Raw genomic sequence first — 18,274 nt, 5'->3', positions numbered from 1 at the left:
GTGACGACTTCGCCCGCGAACGGGGCCTGACGGCTTCGCATCGGGCGGGGCGTAGCGGCCTCGCCCGCAGGGTGTACGTGACGACTTCGCCCGCGAACGGGGTCTGACGGCTTCGCGCCGGAGCGGGTGTGACCGGGTCACCGCGCGCGACGCGGCCGCGGGTCCGGTGCGGTCGGGGCGGCGCTGCTCACGCCGCCGCTGATCGGCGCAGGCGCCGGGAGGCCGGCCGGATCAGCAGCGAGAGCAGGACCGCCGCGATCGCCACCGCGCCGAGCAGGGTGGCGAGGGCGTGGCCGGGACCCAGGGCCCCGTGGGTCACCAGGGCGCCGAACACGGCACCCGCCGAGCCCGTGGTGAGGACGACTCCCCGTGCGGGGAGGCGGTCGGGCAGCCGGTGCACGGCGGCCCAGGCCAGGGCGAGTCCGAGCAGGGCGGAGCCGAGGGCTTCCAGGAACACGGGATCACCTCGCGTGCGGGGCGGGGCGGGCAATTCGGTCGTAGGCGGTCCTACCCGAACCACTCCCTCCGCAATCCTGCCCGGCGCCCCTACCAGGACATTCGCCCAGGGCGCAGGCGCGCGGCGGCGCCCGGGCACACGGAAGGCCCGGCGGATCGGATCCGCCGGGCCTTCACCTGTTCGGTCGTACGTCTCAGAGCGCGCCGAAGCCCACCCGGCGGACCGCGGGCTCGCCGATCTCCACGTACGCGATCTTCTCGGCCGGGATCAGGACCTTGCGGCCCTTCTCGTCCTCGAGGCTGAGCAGCTGCGCCTTGCCGGCCAGCGCGTCGGCCACCGCGCGCTCGACCTCCTCGGCGGACTGCCCGCTCTCCAGAACGATCTCCCGGGGTGCGTGCTGCACGCCGATCTTGACCTCCACGGCTATGTCCCTCCGAACGGTCAGCAATGCGCGTCTCCCGCGCCGTACGCTGCACACATTAGCCCGGTGAGGGGATCCGCACGGCGCACCGGCGGAACGCCAGGAGCGAACAGCGGGAGCGGGGCCGGTCAGTGACCCTCGGCGATCGGCTGGCCGTCCGTCGGGTGCAGCGGGAAGCCCGCGATGCCGCGCCAGGCCAGCGAGGTCAGCAGCGCCACGGCCTTGTCGCGGGGGATGGCGGACTCGCTGGAGAGCCAGTAGCGCGCCACGACCTGCGAGACCCCGCCCAGGCCCACGGCCAGCAGCATCGACTCGTCCTTGGACAGGCCGGTGTCCTCGGCGATCACGTCCGAGATCGCCTCGGCACACTGCAGGCTGACCCGGTCCACCCGCTCGCGCACGGCCGGCTCGTTGGTCAGGTCGGACTCGAAGACCAGGCGGAACGCGCCGCCCTCGTCCTCGACGTACGCGAAGTACGCGTCCATCGTGGCCTCGACCCGGAGCTTGTTGTCCGTCGTGGACGCCAGCGCCGTGCGCACGGCCTGGAGAAGCGCCTCGCAGTGCTGGTCGAGCAGGGCCAGGTAGAGCTCCAGCTTGCCCGGGAAGTGCTGGTAGAGCACCGGCTTGCTGACGCCCGCCCGTTCGGCGATGTCGTCCATCGCGGCGGAGTGGTACCCCTGCGCGACGAACACCTCCTGGGCCGCACCCAGGAGCTGGTTCCGTCGGGCTCGGCGCGGAAGGCGCGTGCCCCGAGGGCGTGCTGCCTCTGTCTGCTCGATGGCTGTCACGCCGCCTCCCAAAAATCGATCCATGCGCGCTGTGGCGCCGCGCCGCCATCGTACTTTTGGGTAACCCGGCTGTGCGCGGTGCGGACGCAGAATTTCACGGACCGGACGCCCGGGGCGACAGGCGATTCAATATTAAACCGAAACAAATCAGCGGTAGTCGTCTTCATCGAGGGAGACGACCCGTGTCTGCTCGGACGCGTCCGCCGGGTTCGCGGAGTCCTGTTCCAGATGAGTGGGCTGCTCGTCCTCCTGCAGCAGCACTTCCGTGTGCTGCTCGGCGGCATCGGCCTCAGGGATTTCCTCGTCGAGCACAGCGTCCTCTTCCTCGGCGAATGTCTCCGGCTCGGTCGGATCGACAGTCATGCGGTTCCTTCCGGCATGCGGGTCCTCTCCGATGGCCCTCACTCCGAGAGTAGGAGCACACCCGGCGCGGCGCACCCCTGCCTGAGACACCACCTACCCTGTGACGCCACCCACACGCGCCGCCGCGTGATCGTCTCGTAATATTGCGGCCATGTCGTCGACCGAGCTGCCGGAAACCCGGACCGCCGCCGCACCGCCCACGGCGCCGGTCCGCGCCGTTCGGGTCGCGGACGGCGAGGTGTTGCGCTCCGTCGCCCTGCCCGGGCTCACGCTGACCGTACGGGCCCGGCCCGGCAACCGGCGGGGACTCGCGCCCGCGCTCTACGTGCACGGCCTCGGCGGATCCTCGCTGAACTGGTCGGCGATGATGCCGCTGCTCGCGGACCACGTCGACGGCGAGGCCGTCGACCTTCCCGGCTTCGGCGACTCCCCGCCGCCCGACGACGGCAACTACTCGGTCACCGGACACGCCCGGGCGGTCATCCGGCTGCTCGACGCCGGCGGCCGCGGACCGGTCCATCTGATCGGCAACTCGCTCGGCGGCGCCGTCGCCACCCGGGTCGCCGCCGTCCGCCCCGACCTGGTCCGCACCCTCAGCCTCATCTCCCCGGCCCTGCCCGAGCTGCGCGCCCAGCGCAACGCCTGGCCGACCGCGCTGCTCGCCCTCCCGGGCGTCGCGCCCCTGTTCTCGAGGCTGACCAGGGACTGGACACCGGAACAGCGGGTCCGCGGGGTCCTCTCCCTCTGTTACGGAGACCCCGGCCGGGTCACCGACGAGGGGCTGCGCCACGCGGTGGAGGAAATGGAACGGCGCATGGAGCTCCCGTACTTCTGGGACGCCATGGCCCGGTCCTCGCGCGGCATCGTCGACGCGTACACGCTGGGCGGTCAACACGGGTTGTGGCGGCAGGCGGAACGAGTGCTCGCGCCGACACTGCTCGTCTACGGCGGCCGTGACCAGCTCGTTTCGTATCGGATGGCACGCAGGGCGGCCGCCGCGTTCCGCGGCTCGCGCCTCCTGACCCTTCCCGACGCCGGACATGTGGCGATGATGGAGTACCCCGAGACGGTCGCCACGGCCGTCCGGGAGCTGATCGAAGCCTTCGAGAAACACCACACAGACAACAGCGGCGGGAGCTGATCCGGGGCGTGGGACGACATAGTCGGAAGGGCCACGCGCCCGCTCCCCCCGCCGATCCGGGCCGGGGGGAAGCGGCGCCGGGGACGGGACGCCGCAGGCGCGCGCAGGACCAGGACGAATACGCCGAGGAGGCGTACGGACAGCGCAGTCCCTACGGGCAGAGCGGCTACGGCCGCCCGGGCGGGGCCGGACCGCGGCACGGGGCAGCGCCCCGGGAAGGCGCCGGGCAGACGGGTTACACCCAGGGCCCCGGCACGCTGGGCGGGTACGCGCAGCGCGGACAGGGCTCCGGCACGCAGCCCGGGTACGGGCGGACTGCCGGCGGCCAGGGCCCCGGCGGGCAGCGGCCGGGCACGCAGGGCGGGTACGGGCAGGGTTCCGAGAGGCAGGGCCCCGGCAGGCCGGGTTCCGGCACGCAGGGCGGTGGGCGGCCGGTCTGGGACACACCGATGCACGGGACCCCGATGTACACCACGCCCGCTGAGGGGGCCGTACGGGGCGGGCATCCCGAGCACGTCGAGGCGCCGCGGCGGCCCGCAGGCCACGAGGCGCGCCAGGACCGCGAGGGGACGCGCGGGCCGGCGCGGGACGAGGCGGCCGAGCAGGCCCCGTTCATCCCGGGGCAGCGACGCGACACCGTACCCGACGAGCTTCCCGAGGAACCTCCGGCCAGGGCCGGAGGCAAGGGCCGGACCCTCACCGGCATCGCGGCCGCCGCCGTCACCACCGTCCTCGCGGTCGTCGTGGCCGGGCAGGTGGCCGAGCGGGGCTCCGGCAGCCCCTTGACGCACGCGGCCGACGGCTCCGCCGACCGGGCCGTCGAGGACAGCGGCGCCTCGCGCTCCGACACCCGTCCGACCCCCGCGCGGCCCGCGCCCGCGTTGCCGGTGGCCCCGCCCACGTACGAGCAGTTGATGACCCGGCAGTTCCCCATCGACCCGAAGCTCAAGGGCTCGGGCGAGTTCGAGGCCGTGGCCGGGTTCGAGAAGGCGCCCGGCAAGGGACGCAAGGTGCGCTACCGGGTCGACGTCGAGAAGGGGCTCGGACTCGACGCGGCGCTCTTCGCGCAGGCCGTGCAGAAGACCCTCAACGACCCGCGCAGCTGGGCCGGTCGGGGCGCGATGACCTTCGAGCGGATCTCCAGCGGGGAGCCCGAGTTCGTCATCACCCTCGCCAGCCCGGGCACCACCGGCGTCTGGTGTGCGAAGTCCGGTCTCGACACCACCATCGACAACGTCTCCTGCGACTCCGCGTCCACGTCCCGGGTGATGATCAACGCCTTCCGCTGGGCCCAGGGCTCGGAGACCTTCGGCGCCAAGGCGATGCTCGCCTATCGCCAGATGCTCATCAACCACGAGGTCGGGCACCGGCTCGGGTACAGCCACGTGACCTGCCGCACGCCCGGCGCCCTGGCGCCCGTGATGCAGCAGCAGACCAAGTCGCTGGAGATCGACGGCATCAGATGCCGTCCCAACCCCTGGGTGAACCCCGGGAACTGACGTCGTTCCGTCCGCTGGAGGGACGACCGCGTCACGAGACGTGCGCGCGTCTTTTCGCGGCGCGCGCCGCCGCGCGGCCCGTCCTCTCGCGATGCGGGCGATCTCGCGTCCGCGCATGCTGTCCTCCCGCATGCGCCGGAGCGCCTCTCCCCTCCACCACTGGAGGCCCCGGCCTGACTGTGCGTAGCCGGATGGGCTCGTAGCGCCACGGAACGCTACCGGGGTGGGAAAGTTACGTGCATTCACCCCTTCCGGTGGCGCGACGGACAACCGTCCGTCGCACCGGCGGCATATCCGCTTACGTTCTTCCCGCTGCGAGTCGCCGAGCCACGGCGTCCGCGAGGCAAGGGAGATCGGGGGTGTGCTCATGCGGATCGGACTGCTGACCGAGGGTGGTTACCCGTACGCGACGGGTGAGTCCAGGCTCTGGTGCGACCGGCTCGTGCGCGGGCTCGCGCCGCACGAGTTCGATCTGTACGCCCTCAGCCACAGCGCCCTTCAGGAGGACGCCGGCTGGGTCGACCTGCCCCCGCACGTCCAGCGCGTCCGCACCGCACCCCTCTGGGCGCCCGAGGACGACGGCTACACCTACGGGCGGCGCGAACGACGCTGGTTCGCGGGCCACTTCGGTGCCCTGGTGACCGGCATCTGCGCCGAGGACGAGGAATCCGGCGCGCGCTCCTTCGCCGACGGGCTCTACGGACTGGCCGAACTCGCCCGGGAGCGCGGCGGCCTCTACGCCGCCCTCCGCTCCGAACGCGCCGTCCGCGCCCTGGAGTCCGCCTGCCGCGCCCCCGGCGCACGCCGGGGCGTGGCGGACTCCACCGTGCCCGACTACCTCGCCTTCGTCGACCGGCTGGAGCGCGCCCTGCGCCCGCTGTCGCTCGACTGGTACGGCGAGGACTGGCTCGGCGCGGTCGACCTGTGCCACGCCGCCTCCGGCGGTTCGGCGGCGCTCCCCGGCCTTCTGGCCAAACGCTTCTTCGGCACTCCGCTGCTGGTCACCGAGTACGGCGTCCACCTGCGCGCGCAGTACCTCGCGGCCACCGACGCCGCGCGCTCCGGACCGGTGCGCGCCCTGCTCGCCGGCTTCCACGGCCGGCTCGCCGCCGAGGTCTACCGGCAGGCCGCGCTCCTCACCCCCGGCAACACGCACGCCCGCCGCTGGCAGGAGAGGTGCGGCGCCGACCGGGCCAAGCTGCGCACGGTCTACCCCGGCATGGAGTCCGACCGGTTCACCGAGATCGGCGAGGACGAGGAGAGCGGCGACCCGGCCACCCTCGTCTGGGTCGGCCGCGTCGAACCGGCCAAGGATCTGATCGCCCTGCTGCACGCCTTCGCGGAGGTACGCAAGGAGCAGCCCGAGGTCCGGCTGCGGATCATCGCGGCCCCGGTGCGCGAGCCCGCCGCCGAGGCGTACCTCGCCCACTGCACAGCGCTCGCGGCGCAGCTCTTCCCCGACGAGGCCGCCGGAGCGCACGCCGTCGGCGAGAACCCGGTCACCTTCGAGGAGATCGGCGGACCGGAGGCGCCGACGCTGGCGGAGGCGTACGCGGCCGGTGCGGTCGTCGTCCTCTCCAGCGTCGTCGAGGGCTTCCCGGTCAGCCTGGTCGAGGCGATGTTCTGCGCCCGGGCGACCGTCTCGACGGACGTGGGCGCCGTCGTCGAGGTCATCGGCGGGACCGGGCTCGTCGTGCCCCCGCGCAATCCGCGGGCGCTCGCGGACGCGTGCCTCGCGCTCCTGCGCGACCCCGAGCGCCGGTACCGCCTGGGCGCCGCGGCCCGTGCCCGCGCGCTCGAACTCTTCACGGTGGAGCAGAACCTCGCGGCATTTCGCGGCATCTACCTGGAACTCCTCTCCCGCTCGCCGGTACGCCGCCGAGCCGCCGAAGGCGTCCCCTTCGCTCATCCGGCCGAGGCGTACGTCCCCGGCACCTGGGCGGGCCGGCCGGTGAGCGCCGCCGCCGCCGGAGCGGGAGACCCCGATGCCTGAAGGAGGCACCCCCATGCGCGGCTCCGCCGCCCCCACGAGCCCCGGCCCCTGGGACTCCCACTCCGAGGCGCTCCTCGAGACGACGGCGCTGACCGTGGCCGTGACGGTCTCCGTCACGACCGACGGGCTGCCGCTGCCGTCCGCGCGGGCCGCGAAGCTCGTGACGCCGACGGAGTCCGCGAGGCCGGTGAGGTCCTCGGGGTCCGTGACGACTCCGGAGCCCGCGACGCCCGAGTCCGCCGAGCCCACGAAGTTCGCCGAGCCCACGAAGTCCGCCGAGCCCACGGAGCCCGCGACCGCGCCGGACGCGTGGCGCGCCGCGGCCGCCGCGGAGCCGGCGCCTCCCGCGCGGGACGAGGCGGCGCGGGGCGGGCCGGCCGCCCCCGGCGACTCGGTGGACACCGTCACCAAGCCGGCCCGGCGCGGGCCCGCCGATCCCGTCAAAGCGCTCATGCACCGGCACCGGGACCTGTGCGAGCGGGCCGTCGACCCCCTGGAGATCGCCGCCGGACTCGAGGCCCACGGCGTCACCGACCGGACCGCGGCACGGTTCCGGCACCGGGACGTCTTCTCGCTCGCCGAGGAGCTCTACGCGCGCGTGCCGCGGCGGAACGGGGCGCCCACGCGCCCCGCGGCCGGGGACGGCGCGGAGGCCGGATGGGCCGGGTGGACCTCGGCGGCCCTCGCCCCCGGGGCCGTCGCCGCCCTCACCGTCATCGGACTCACCCTCACCGAAGGGCCCGTGCGCCTCGCCGTCGGCGTGGCCGGGGCCCTCGGCCTGGCCGTCGCACTCGCCGTCGCCGTCCGGCGCGGCCCCCTGCGCGCCGCCGGCCGCACCGTCCCCGCCGCCCGCGTCTGGACCCTCTGGCTCCTCGCGTACGCGGTCGGCGGGGACGGTCTCCTCGCTCAGGTGCTCGCCGGCGGGCCCGACGGGGTCTGGGCCGTCACGCCGGAGCCCCTCCTGGGTCTCGCCCTCGCCGTCGCCCCCGCCGCCTGGTGCGCCCGCCTCTTCGCCGTCAGGGCCCGCCGCAAGCTGGCCGCCAGCCGCGGGCTGGAGGACTTCGCCGCCGGTACCCGCCCCCTGCTCCTCGCCACCGTCGCCCTCCATGTGGCCGTCCTCGCGGGCCTCCTGGGCCTGACGGGCTTCGCGCCGGGCGCCCTCGCCCTCGGCGCCCTCCTCCTGCTCGCCCGGCTCCTCGCGGTCCATGGATTCCCCGAGATCGCCGCGAGCGGCCTCGCCGCCGCCTGCGCCGGCGAGGGCCTCGCCCTCGCGAGCGTCCTGGCGGGCCGGCTCCCCGGCTGCGACCTGCTCGCCGTCCCCGTCCGGGCGCTCGTCGACAGCTGGGGCCCCGGCGCCGTACCCACCGTCGTCTGCGGCGTCGCGGCGCTCGGCCTGCTGGCCCACGCCACCGCCGCCCTCTCCCGGGCCTCGGCCCACGCCAGCCCCTAGGGGGTGCCATGCCGATCAGCCCGACCCGCGCGCCCCGGCGCCACCCCTTCCCCCGGCAGCCGCTGACGCCACCGCGGCCCGGCCGGAACGCCACCCCCCTGAACCCCGGCGCACCCGCGGAGCCGACGCCGCGGGCGCGCCCACCACGCAGGACCCCATTTCAAGGAGACGAGAGAGACATGACCTCCCTACCCCCAGCAACGGCCGGTCGGCACGAAGGGGCCGCACGATGAGGGTGCTGCTGCTCGGAGCCAACGGATTCCTCGGCCGCTTCGTCGCCGACCGGCTGCTCGCCGACCCGGCCGTGCACCTCACCGCCCTCGGGCGGGGCGACGACGCCGACGTACGGTTCGACCTCGCCGGCGGCAGCCCCGGCGCACTGACCCGGTTCCTGGACGCCGTCCACCCCGGAGTCGTCGTCAACTGCGCCGGCGCCACCCGCGGCGGGGCCCGCGAACTCACCCGGCACAACACCGTCGCCGTCGCCACCGTCTGCGAGGCCCTGCGCCGCAGCGGCTGTGGCGCGCGGCTCGTCCAGGTGGGCTGCGCCTCGGAGTACGGGCCCTCCCAGCCAGGCTCCTCCACCGCCGAGGATGCCGTGCCCCGCCCCGGCGGTCCGTACGGCGTCTCCAAGCTCGCCGCGACCGAACTGGTCCTCGGGTCCGGACTCGACGCGGTGGTCCTCCGGGTCTTCTCCCCGGTCGGCCCCGGCACCCCGGCCGGCTCCCCGCTCGGCCGCCTCGCCGAGGCCATGCGCCGCGCCATGCAGGCCGGCGACGGCGAGCTCAAGCTCAGCGGGCTCGGCGTGCAGCGGGACTTCGTCGACGTGCGCGACGTGGCCCGTGCCGTCCACGCGGCCTCGCTCTCCGCCGCCCAGGGCGTCGTCAACATCGGCACCGGCCGTGCGGTCAGGCTGCGCGACGCCGCCGCCGTCCTGGCCCGTGTCGCCGGTTACGCCGGGGCCCTGCACGAACTCGACGGACCGCACGGCCCGCCCCAGCGGCCCGGCATGATCGGCGCCCCGCGCACCGAGACCATCGCCGACCAGCTGGCCGCCGCGCCGTACCCGTACCCCGACGGCTGCGGCAGCTGGCAGCAGGCCGACGTCCGCACCGCCCGCGACCGGCTCGGCTGGCGCCCCCGGATCAATCTGGAGGAGTCGCTCGCCGACATCTGGATGGAGGCGGCATGTCGCATCTGACCGTGAGCACGACCGGGGCCGTCCAGGAGACGGAGATGGGTGTCGGGGTCCCCGGCTACGCCCACCCGCTGCTCGCCCCCGTCGAATGGGCCGAACTGACCCGTCCCGGCACCCCCCTGCACTGGGCCGTGCTCAATGTCGCCGACGGGCCGGGGGAGCGCCCCGATCCGCACTGCCTGGAGGCGGCGGGGAAACTGCGCAACGCCGGGGTCAGGGTGCTCGGGCATCTGGACATGTGCCACGGATCGCGCGAGTTCGGCGAACTCGTCTCGGACGCCCACCGCTTCCTCGACTGGTACCGGGTCGACGGCTTCTATCTGGACCGGTGCCCCACCGACCGGGCCGACCTGCCGGAGGTGAGGCGCGTCACGGCCACCCTGGAGGCGATCCTCGGCGGCGAGGCCCACCTCGTCCTCGCCCACGGCACGCATCCGTACCCCGGCTACGCCGAGACGGCGGACCAGCTGGTCACCTTCTCCGGTCCGTGGACGGACTACCGCTGGTCGCAGGTGGCCGAGTGGACCGCCGAGTACCCGCCGGAGAAGTTCGTCCACCTCGTCCACGGTGTGCCGCGCACCCATCTCGACGAGGCGATGCGGATCGCGCGCTGGCAGGGGGCGGGGACGATCTTCTTCACGGACCACGCGGACCGCACCGGACAAAACGACCCATTCCAAACTCTGCCCGGCTACTGGGACGAAATCGTCTCGCGCATTGGACCAGGTGTCTCGGAATGAGAAGGGCCGTGGCAGTGTTACGGGGAGAATAACCGTACTGACTTACCGACCAACGGAGCCCCCGTGTCGCTGCCACCCCTGGTCGAGCCGGCTGCCGAGCTCACCGTAGACGAGGTCCGCAGGTACTCCCGCCACCTGATCATCCCGGATGTCGGGATGGACGGGCAGAAGCGGCTGAAGAACGCCAAGGTGCTGTGTGTGGGCGCCGGTGGCCTCGGTTCGCCGGCCCTGATGTACCTGGCCGCGGCCGGTGTGGGCACGCTCGGCATCGTGGAGTTCGACGAGGTCGACGAGTCGAACCTGCAGCGCCAGATCATCCACAGCCAGGCGGACATCGGCCGCTCCAAGGCGGAGTCCGCCAAGGACTCGGTCCTCGGCATCAACCCGTACGTGAACGTGATCCTCCACGAAGAGCGGCTCGAGGCCGAGAACGTGATGGAGATCTTCAGCCAGTACGACCTGATCGTCGACGGCACGGACAACTTCGCCACGCGCTACCTCGTCAACGACGCGTGCGTGCTGCTGAACAAGCCGTACGTCTGGGGCTCGATCTACCGCTTCGACGGCCAGGCATCCGTCTTCTGGTCCGAGTACGGCCCCTGCTACCGCTGCCTCTACCCGGAGCCCCCGCCGCCGGGCATGGTCCCCTCCTGCGCCGAGGGCGGCGTCCTGGGCGTGCTCTGCGCGTCCATCGGCTCCATCCAGGTCACCGAGGCGATCAAGGTCCTCGCCGGTGTCGGCGACCCGCTGGTCGGCCGGCTGATGATCTACGACGCCCTGGAGATGCAGTACCGCCAGGTCAAGGTCCGCAAGGACCCGAACTGCGCGGTCTGCGGCGAGAACCCGACCGTCACCGAGCTCATCGACTACGAGGCCTTCTGCGGCGTCGTGTCCGAGGAGGCCCAGGAGGCGGCGCTCGGCTCGACGATCACTCCCAAGCAGCTCAAGGAGTGGATCGACGAGGGCGAGAGCATCGACATCATCGACGTCCGGGAGATCAACGAGTACGAGATCGTCTCGATCCCCGGCGCGCGGCTGATCCCGAAGAACGAGTTCCTGATGGGCAACGCCCTCCAGGACCTCCCGCAGGACAAGCGGATCGTCCTGCATTGCAAGACGGGTGTCCGCAGTGCGGAAGTCCTCGCCGTGCTGAAGTCCGCGGGCTTCGCGGACGCGGTGCACGTCGGCGGCGGCGTCATCGGCTGGGTGAACCAGATCGAGCCGGAGAAGCCCGTCTACTAGGCGTACGACGAAGGGCCGGACCTGGCATCAGGTCCGGCCCTTTCTCATGCCCCGCCGCGCGCCGCCCCGCTGGAGCAGGTCGTGCCGTACGCGGGGACCGTGCCCTCCAGGAGATAGGCGTCGACCGTCTTCGTCACGCAGGCCGACGTGCCGTACGCGCCGTGGCCCTCGCCCTCGTTGCTGACCAGGATGCCCACGCCCGTGCCGAGCTCCTTCGCCATCCGCTCGGCGCCCTCGTACGGGGTCGCCGGGTCCCCGGTCGTCCCGACGACCAGGATGGGGCCCGCGCCCGGCGCGCTCACGTCCGGATCGACCCGCTCGCCCTTCACGGGCCAGCGCGCGCACCAGCCGGCGGTGTCCCAGGCCAGGAAGGCGCCGAAGACCGGCGAGAGCCTGCGGAACTCGGGCAGCAGGGCCTTCGCCTGCGCGAGGGTGGGCCGTTCGCTGGAGTCGGCGCAGGAGATCGCCCGCTGGGAGTGGGACTGGGTCGAGTAGTGCCCCGATGCGTCCCGGTCGTTGTACCAGTCGGCGAGCCGCAGCAGCTCCGCGCCGTTGCCCCGCTCGGCCTGCTCCAGGGCCGACGTCAGCAGCGGCCAGTTGCTCTGCGAGTAGAGCGTGACCGCGATGCCGGTGAGCGCCAGGCCGTCGGTCAGCTTCCGCTCTCCGACCCGCAGCGGTTCCCGGTCCAGCTTCTCGAGGAGGCGGACGATCCCGGCCGTCCCCTTCGGGCCCTCGCCGGTGCTCTTCAGGTAGTTGTCCAGGGCCCGCTGGAAGCCGATCGTCTGGTTGCGGGCGTGACCGGTGCCGTCGGCGGTCGGGTCGACGACCGCGTCGAGGACGGTCCGGCCGACGCGTGAAGGGAACAGGTGGGCGTAGGCGGCGCCGAGCTGGGTGCCGTAGGAGATGCCGAAGTAGTTCAGCTTGTCGTCGCCGAGGACGTGCCGGACCAGATCGAGGTCGCGGGCGGTGTTGCTGGTCGTGGTGTGCGGGATGACCTTGCCCGAGCGGCGTGCGCACCCCGCGCCGAAATCGGCGCCGTCCTCGAAGAACGCGGCCTCCTCGGCCGCCGTGTCAGGAGTCTGGTCGGTGCCGACTTCGGCTTCGGCCAGCTCCTTGTCGTCCCGGCACACGACGCCGGCGCTCCGCCGCACGCCGCGCGGGTCGAAGCCGACCAGGTCGTAGCGGCGGTTCAGCCCGGCGTACTCCTGGGCCGCGCGGGGGAGGATGTCGACCCCGGAGGCGCCCGGCCCGCCGAAGTTGAAGAGGAGTGAGCCGATCCGGCCGTTCTTGTCGCGGGCCTCCTTGCGGATCAGCGCGACGGGGATCGTCTCGCCGTCGGGCTTCGCGTGGTCGAGCGGGACCAAGACGCTCGCACACCGCCAGTCGGCCCCGGGCTTCTCGCCGCCCTCGGGCGCCTCGCAGGGCTTCCACTCCGGTCGCTGCGAGGTGAGCGCCTTGGGCAGACCGGCCGTCTCGGGGGCCTCGGGCCCACCGCCCGGCGCGTTCGTCCGAGGGGTGTCGGTGGCGGTTCCGGCGCTCGTGCAGCCGGCGACCAGCAGTCCCGCGACGGCCAGGACCGCCGCCCGTATCCGTATGGACATGTGTGAGTGACCCCCCGGTTGCGGACCGAACCGCCATCCTAGGCAGGAGCTCCGCGGCTACGTGCACACGGTCCCGGACGCCGGGACCTTGCCGTCCAGGAAGTACGCGTCGACCAGCTTCTGCACACAGGTGTTGCCGGTGTTGTACGCGCCATGGCCCTCGCCCCGGTACGTCAGCTCGACGCCGACGTTCTTGCCCAGCGCCTTCACCATCGCGCTCGTCCCCTCGTACGGGGTCGCCGGGTCGCCCGTCGTGCCGAGCACCAGGATCGGGGCCGAGCCGGGCGCGGAGACGTCGGGGTGGTCCCAGGCGCCCGGGACCGGCCACTGGGAGCAGCCGGCCAGAGGCCAGGCCATGTAGGTCCCGAAGACCGGGGAGGCCTTCCGGAACTCCGGGATGCGTTCCCTGGCCTGGCCGAGGGTGTAGCGCTCCTTGAAGTCCACGCAGTTGATGGCGGTGTTCGCCGCCTGGATGTTGCTGTAACTGCCGTTCTGGTCACGGCCGTTCATGGAGTCGGAGAGGGCCAGCAGCAGTGCGCCGTCGCCGCCCTCGGCCGAGTCCAGACCCTGCTCCAGGTACTGCCAGAACTCCTTGGAGTACAGGGCCTGCGCGATGCCGTTGGTGGCCTGGGTCTGGGTGAGCTTGCGGTCCCCGATCCCGGCGATCGGCTTCTTGTCGAGCTTGTCGAGGAGGCCGATGATGAACGACTCGATCTCGGCGACCGTCGATCCGGGCAGCGTGCAGGCGTCGCCGCGCGCCACACAGTCCTTCGCGAAGTTGTCGAGGGCGAGCTGGAACCCCTTGGCCTGGCCGAGCGCGCCGGCCTCCGTGCCGGAGTTCGGGTCGACGACCGCGTCGAAGAGGGCGCGCCCGACCTTGGACGGGAACAGGTGGGCGTAGACCCCGCCCAGCTGGGTGCCGTAGGAGATGCCGAAGTAGTGCAGCTTGTCGTCGCCGAGGACCTGGCGCATCAGGTCGAGGTCACGGGCGGCGTTCTCGGTGCCGACGTGGGGGAGCACGGCGCCGGACTCCTTCTCGCAGCCGGCGGCGTACTTCTTCTGCGCGTCGGAGAGCGTCCGCTCCTCCGCCGTGTCGTCCGGAGAGAAGTCCAGGGCGTAGTACGCGTCCAGTTCCTTGTCGCTCAGGCACTGGACGTCCTCGCTGCGGCCGACGCCCCGCGGGTCGAAGGAGACGAGGTCGTAGCGGGACCTGAGCTTCTCGTAGTCCGGGGCGAAGGAGGGCAGGCCGGTGATGCCGGAGCCGCCGGGCCCGCCGAAGTTGTAGATCAGGGAGCCGATCCGCCTGCTCTGGTCGCGGGCCCGGGCGCGGATCAGGGCCAGCTCGATGGTCTCCCCGTCCGGCTTCTCGTAGTCGAGGGGCGCGTCCATGAAGGAGCACTCCCAGACGGCCCCGCCGGGCAGCGGGGAGGGCGCGGCTCCGCCGCCCTCCGCGGCGGACGGAGGCGGGCAGGCCGCCCACTCCAGCCGCTGAGCGGCGAGCCCGGCGAGGTCGGTGGGCGCGTCGGAGCCCTCGCCCTTGTCGCCGCTGTCCGAACATCCGGCGGTGAGCAGCACGGTGGTCGCGGCGAGCAGAACGGCGCGCTGAGCAGCGGAGATCGGCATAGAGCCATCCTCGGCCGCGCGGGGCGGTCGCGCGCGGGCGGTGCGTCCGACCGGGTGTCGGGTGCGCCGCGCGGGGCGCGAGGGCACTGCGGGCCCCCGCGCGGCCCGAGCCCTGCGCACCGACGACCCCGGCCGCGGCGACCTGCCGAGTGCGGCAACCGCGCCGGCCGGCGGCGAACCGCGGCGACCGCACCGACCGTGATGCACCGGACCGACCGCCATGCACCGCGCCGGTCGTGGCTGCACCGACCACGCCGGCCGGCGGCGAACCGTGGCGACCGCACCGACCGCCATGCACCGCACCGACCGCCATGCACCGCGCCGGTCGTGGCGTGCTCCGCCGGAGGTTAGAGAGCCTCCCGCTTCGTCAGCCAGTTGAAGCAGATCCAGCCCGGCAGCACCGGCAACCACAGGGTCAGGAGCCGGTACAGCAGCACCGCCGGGGTCGCGACCTCGATGGGGAGGCCGACCGCCACCAGACCGAGGGTCAGCGCGGTCTCGACCGCGCCCACACCGCCGGGCGTCGGCGCCGCCGAGCCGAGCGCGTTGCCCGCGAGGAAGACGACCGCCACGCTCGCGTAACTGATGCCCTGGCTGTCGTGTCCGAAGGCACGGATGGAGGCGTCCAGGCAGAGCACGAAGAAACCGGTCAGGAGCAGCATGCCGCCGATGCCCGTGAGCAGTTTCATCGGGCGCTGGAGCACGTCCAGCATGCGCGGCACGACCCCCGCGAAGAGCGAGCGCAGACGGGTCGAGACGAACTTCCGTACGAAGGGGATCGCGGTGACCACGAGGATCAACACCGCCACCGTGAGAAGACCCGCGATCACCGTCCTCGAAGGGGTGAACGACTGCGACTTCTCCGTACCGGTCAGATAGCCGAAGGCGAGCAGCAGCAGGATGTGCGCCCCCAGGCCGAAGAGCTGCGATGCGCCCACGCTCGCCACCGCGAGCCCCGGACGCACACCCGAGCGCTGGAGGAACCGGGTGTTCAGCGCGACACCGCCGACCGCCGCCGGCGCCACGATCTTCACGAACGAGCCGGCGACCTGCGCCACCACGGTCCGCCAGAACCCCACCCGCTCCGGTACAAAACCGAGGAGGCTCATCGCGGCCGCCACATAGCTCAGCGCCGAGAAGAGCACCGCCGCCGCCACCCATCGCCAGTCGGCCTGGCTGATGGTGGACAGCGGCGTCCTGGCGATCTGGGAGAGCAGGAAGTACGCGGCGATGGCGCCGGCGATCAGACTGACGAGCGTGCGCGGCTTGATCCGCTCGAGGCGGACCGGCTCGACCGGCGCCTGGGGCCGGATCAGCAGCACCTGCTGCCGGATCTGCGCCAGCAGGTCCTCCTCGCGGGCCTCGTCGAGCGCCACGTCGATGGCGCGCTTCTCGGCCTGCTTCTCCGCCTTCTCGATCTTCCGGTCGGACTTGCGGTCGGGCTTGAGGTCCATGGCGCCCGCGGCGTCCTCGGCCCGCGCCCGCTTCGCCGCCTCCGACGCCTCGAGGACGGCCTCGCGCTCCCGCTTCGACCGCTCCCGCGCCAGTCTCCGCAGCGTCGCGCGCGTGGAGCGGCTCAGGGCGATCGGCTGGAGGAGCGGAAGGCAGTCGGCGATCGTGTCCGGGCCGAGTACGTCCAGGGCCCCGGCCACCGCCCGCTCGGCGCCCACCCGCAGACCGAGCGTGGTGAGCAGCTGCGCGATGTCCATCCGCAGGACGAGGTCGCCCGCGGCGATCTCACCGCCCCGCAGGTCGGTCAGGATCACCTTGCCGGAACGATCCACCAGAATCGCGTCTCCCGCGAGCCTGCGGTGCGCGATCCGGCGTGACTGCAGCGCCCGCACCTGTTGCCAGGCGCTGCGCATCAGCTCGTCGGTGATCTCCTCGTCGTCCAGCGAGTCCAGGGTCCGGCCGCCCAGGTGCTCGTACACGAGCATCACAGCGTCCGGGCCGAGTTCGGAGGTGGCGATCAACTTCGGCGCGTTGGCGCCGGCGGCGATCGCCGCGTACGCGAGCAGGGCTTCCTGCTCCAGCGCCTGCCGCAGCGAGACGATCGAGCGGCGGGTGGTGATCGCGCGCAGGGTGATCCTGCGCCACACACGGTAGAAGAAGCCGTGCGCCTGCTGCTCCCGGTCCACCACCGTGACGTCGAGCGGCGGCCCGTCCTCCAGCGTGACGATGTAACGGCGGCCCCGGTCGCCGCTGTCGGCCGAGTCCGGCACCCCGGCGCCCTCGGCGCGCAGCGCCGTGACCGGTCTGAAGCCGACCCGGCGCAGGCCCGCCAGGAGTGTCTGCCCGGTCGGGCGGACGTTGGGGGAGCCGACCGCGTACAGCGTTCCGTACGCGACGGTCCAGCCGATCAGCACGGTCAGGACCACCGAGAACGCCGTGGTGTACCCGGCGACCAGCATCGTGAACGCGTCGAGCAGCAGCACCGCCCAGAGGCTCACCCGCCAGCGCGGCCGGCGGGCCATGCCGACGGCCGTCATGTACGCGATGACGGGCGCGAGGTAGTTGTGGACCGGGTCGGTGAGACCGCCCCCGGTCTGCGGCTGGGTCAGCGCGTCCTGGATGGTGCCCGGCGCGGCCTTGGCGACCCACAGGTCGGTGGCGAGGGTGACGCCGTGGGCGAGCACCGCGGCGAGCACGCCGTCGGCGATCCGCAGGCCGTCGCGTTTGATCAGCCGCTCGATGGCGAAGGCGACCGGGACGAGCAGCACGGCGATGCTGGAGACCAGCCCGGCGATCTTGACGAAGACGTCGGGCGCTCCGCCGGCGCCCTTGTTGATGTCCTGCTCGAGGCCGGAGGTGGTGGCGTGGGCGAAGGCGGCGATGGCGATGACGAGGGCGATCGCGAGGACACCGACGAGCAGCCGCATCAGGTCGGAGGGGCGGTGCACACGGGCCGCGAGGAGCGGCTCGTCCTGGGAGACGCGCTCGCTGGGCTCCCCGTCGGGCGCGGGCAGGTCGGGGTGCGCCCCCTCCTCGGGAGGCCGAGCGTCGTACCCCATCACCGTGTCCGTCTCTGCTTGTGCCGCGTGCCCGTCGTGCGACGCGTCCCGCTTCTCGAATTGTTGTTCTTCTCGGTCTGCTTGTCGCTCTTGATCTCGTATCACCAGTCACCGCCCGGACGATGGTGGCACGAAGCGGCGCCCGAGGGAGGCATCAGGGCGTTGTCGGTGGGGTGAGGCAGGATGGGGCGGATGAGCGTGGAGGAGCTTCCGGAGTACGCGGAGCGGGTCCTTGAGGTCGCTGAGCTGATCCCGCCCGGCAGGGTCATGACGTACGGAGACGTGGCCGAGTGGCTGGGCGAGGGCGGCCCGCGGCAGGTCGGCCGGGTGATGGCCCTGTACGGCGGGGCAGTGCCGTGGTGGCGCGTGGTGCGCTCGGACGGCACGCTGCTGCCGGGCCACGAGTTGCGCGCTCTCGGCCACTACCGAGACGAGGGCACCCCGCTGCGTCAGGCCGGGCGCGGAGCCGAGGTGCACGTCCCGAAGCTCGACATGCGGCGGGCGCGGTGGGACGGCGCTGACGGGGTGGACGAGGAGGGTGGCTCGGGCGGCGCGGGCGCTGCTCCGGGCGCGGCGGGCGCGGGCGGCGAGGGCCGGGGGCCGCGTGCGGGAACTCACACCTGACAGCTTTCCCCATGGCAGGACGGGCCAGGCAGCCCGATGACGGAACGAAGGCCCGTACGGAGTACGACTCGGGCGCCCTCCGTTTCCCGTAACGTCGTCGTTCGCCCCGTACACCTCTCCGCC

Annotated in this window: 15 protein-coding genes; 8 read left to right on the top strand and 7 right to left on the bottom strand. The window is 73.0% G+C overall.

Going from position 1 to position 18,274, the window contains the following annotated elements; translation table 11 throughout:
- Positions 1-187 precede the first annotated feature (187 nt).
- From ACZ4VW_RS01815 to ACZ4VW_RS01800, 4 genes are all read right to left on the bottom strand, one after another.
- Positions 188-457, bottom strand: a complete 270-nt coding sequence (locus ACZ4VW_RS01815) for a hypothetical protein (RefSeq protein WP_467957328.1) — start codon at positions 455-457, stop codon at positions 188-190.
- Between the two features lie 193 nt (positions 458-650).
- A complete protein-coding gene (locus ACZ4VW_RS01810) occupies positions 651-878 on the bottom strand; it encodes a DUF3107 domain-containing protein (protein WP_467957326.1) in 228 nt (75 codons plus the stop codon).
- A 128-nt stretch (positions 879-1,006) separates the two neighbouring features.
- The gene (locus ACZ4VW_RS01805) at positions 1,007-1,666 is read right to left on the bottom strand and encodes a TetR/AcrR family transcriptional regulator (RefSeq protein WP_467957324.1); all 660 of its coding nucleotides are present in this window, start codon (positions 1,664-1,666) and stop codon (positions 1,007-1,009) included.
- 147 nt (positions 1,667-1,813) lie between these two features.
- Entirely contained in the window at positions 1,814-2,029 is a 216-nt protein-coding gene (locus ACZ4VW_RS01800) for a hypothetical protein (protein WP_467957322.1), read from the bottom strand.
- A gap of 151 nt (positions 2,030-2,180) precedes the next feature.
- On the opposite strand from ACZ4VW_RS01800, the gene ACZ4VW_RS01795 reads away from it, so the two are divergent.
- The 7 genes from ACZ4VW_RS01795 (at position 2,181) to moeZ (ending at position 11,292) form a co-directional block, all read left to right on the top strand.
- Complete coding sequence (locus ACZ4VW_RS01795; protein WP_467957320.1) at positions 2,181-3,170, top strand: alpha/beta fold hydrolase; 990 nt, start codon at positions 2,181-2,183, stop codon at positions 3,168-3,170.
- An 8-nt stretch (positions 3,171-3,178) separates the two neighbouring features.
- Entirely contained in the window at positions 3,179-4,669 is a 1,491-nt protein-coding gene (locus ACZ4VW_RS01790) for a DUF3152 domain-containing protein (RefSeq protein WP_467957318.1), read from the top strand.
- Between the two features lie 367 nt (positions 4,670-5,036).
- Positions 5,037-6,662, top strand: a complete 1,626-nt coding sequence (locus ACZ4VW_RS01785; protein WP_467957316.1) for a DUF3492 domain-containing protein — start codon at positions 5,037-5,039, stop codon at positions 6,660-6,662.
- 13 nt (positions 6,663-6,675) lie between these two features.
- Positions 6,676-8,112 (top strand): hypothetical protein, encoded by a 1,437-nt coding sequence (locus tag ACZ4VW_RS01780; RefSeq protein WP_467957314.1) that lies wholly within the window; start codon positions 6,676-6,678, stop codon positions 8,110-8,112.
- 229 nt (positions 8,113-8,341) lie between these two features.
- The gene (locus ACZ4VW_RS01775; RefSeq protein WP_467957312.1) at positions 8,342-9,313 is read left to right on the top strand and encodes an NAD-dependent epimerase/dehydratase family protein; all 972 of its coding nucleotides are present in this window, start codon (positions 8,342-8,344) and stop codon (positions 9,311-9,313) included.
- On the top strand, positions 9,301-10,050 hold the full coding sequence (locus ACZ4VW_RS01770) for a spherulation-specific family 4 protein (protein ID WP_467957310.1): 750 nt from the start codon (positions 9,301-9,303) through the stop codon (positions 10,048-10,050). The genes ACZ4VW_RS01775 and ACZ4VW_RS01770 overlap by 13 nt, the downstream gene beginning before the upstream one ends.
- Before the next feature lie 63 nt (positions 10,051-10,113).
- Positions 10,114-11,292, top strand: coding sequence for an adenylyltransferase/sulfurtransferase MoeZ (gene moeZ / locus ACZ4VW_RS01765; RefSeq protein ID WP_467957308.1), 1,179 nt, complete (start codon positions 10,114-10,116; stop codon positions 11,290-11,292).
- Positions 11,293-11,336: 44 nt separating this feature from the next.
- On the opposite strand, the gene ACZ4VW_RS01760 is transcribed toward moeZ, so the two are convergent.
- The 3 genes from ACZ4VW_RS01760 to ACZ4VW_RS01750 form a co-directional block, all read right to left on the bottom strand.
- Positions 11,337-12,893: an alpha/beta hydrolase gene (locus tag ACZ4VW_RS01760; protein ID WP_467957306.1), complete on the bottom strand. Its 1,557-nt coding sequence runs from the start codon at positions 12,891-12,893 to the stop codon at positions 11,337-11,339.
- 57 nt (positions 12,894-12,950) lie between these two features.
- The gene (locus ACZ4VW_RS01755) at positions 12,951-14,516 is read right to left on the bottom strand and encodes an alpha/beta hydrolase (protein ID WP_467957304.1); all 1,566 of its coding nucleotides are present in this window, start codon (positions 14,514-14,516) and stop codon (positions 12,951-12,953) included.
- A 347-nt stretch (positions 14,517-14,863) separates the two neighbouring features.
- Complete coding sequence (locus ACZ4VW_RS01750) at positions 14,864-17,527, bottom strand: flippase-like domain-containing protein (RefSeq protein WP_467957302.1); 2,664 nt, start codon at positions 17,525-17,527, stop codon at positions 14,864-14,866.
- 192 nt (positions 17,528-17,719) lie between these two features.
- Between ACZ4VW_RS01750 and ACZ4VW_RS01745 the strand changes: the two genes are divergently transcribed.
- Complete coding sequence (locus ACZ4VW_RS01745; protein ID WP_467957300.1) at positions 17,720-18,151, top strand: MGMT family protein; 432 nt, start codon at positions 17,720-17,722, stop codon at positions 18,149-18,151.
- The last annotated feature ends 123 nt before the right edge of the window (positions 18,152-18,274 follow it).

The sequence above is a fragment of the Streptomyces sp. NPDC029139 genome (assembly GCF_055564335.1).
Note: the sequence above shows the minus strand (reverse complement) of the source record. Positions and strands in the feature narration are given on the sequence as shown.

Excerpts from the sequence above, each read along its gene's own strand:
- ACZ4VW_RS01800 (WP_467957322.1), bottom strand. The coding sequence starts at position 2,029 with ATGACTGTCGATCCGACCGAGCCGGAGACATTCGCCGAGGAAGAGGAC.
- ACZ4VW_RS01795 (WP_467957320.1), top strand. The coding sequence starts at position 2,181 with ATGTCGTCGACCGAGCTGCCGGAAACCCGGACCGCCGCCGCACCGCCC.
- ACZ4VW_RS01785 (WP_467957316.1), top strand. The coding sequence starts at position 5,037 with ATGCGGATCGGACTGCTGACCGAGGGTGGTTACCCGTACGCGACGGGT.
- ACZ4VW_RS01780 (WP_467957314.1), top strand. The coding sequence starts at position 6,676 with ATGCGCGGCTCCGCCGCCCCCACGAGCCCCGGCCCCTGGGACTCCCAC.
- ACZ4VW_RS01775 (WP_467957312.1), top strand. The coding sequence starts at position 8,342 with ATGAGGGTGCTGCTGCTCGGAGCCAACGGATTCCTCGGCCGCTTCGTC.
- ACZ4VW_RS01770 (WP_467957310.1), top strand. The coding sequence starts at position 9,301 with ATGTCGCATCTGACCGTGAGCACGACCGGGGCCGTCCAGGAGACGGAG.
- ACZ4VW_RS01760 (WP_467957306.1), bottom strand. The coding sequence starts at position 12,893 with ATGTCCATACGGATACGGGCGGCGGTCCTGGCCGTCGCGGGACTGCTG.
- ACZ4VW_RS01755 (WP_467957304.1), bottom strand. The coding sequence starts at position 14,516 with ATGCCGATCTCCGCTGCTCAGCGCGCCGTTCTGCTCGCCGCGACCACC.
- ACZ4VW_RS01750 (WP_467957302.1), bottom strand. The coding sequence starts at position 17,527 with ATGGGGTACGACGCTCGGCCTCCCGAGGAGGGGGCGCACCCCGACCTG.
- ACZ4VW_RS01745 (WP_467957300.1), top strand. The coding sequence starts at position 17,720 with ATGAGCGTGGAGGAGCTTCCGGAGTACGCGGAGCGGGTCCTTGAGGTC.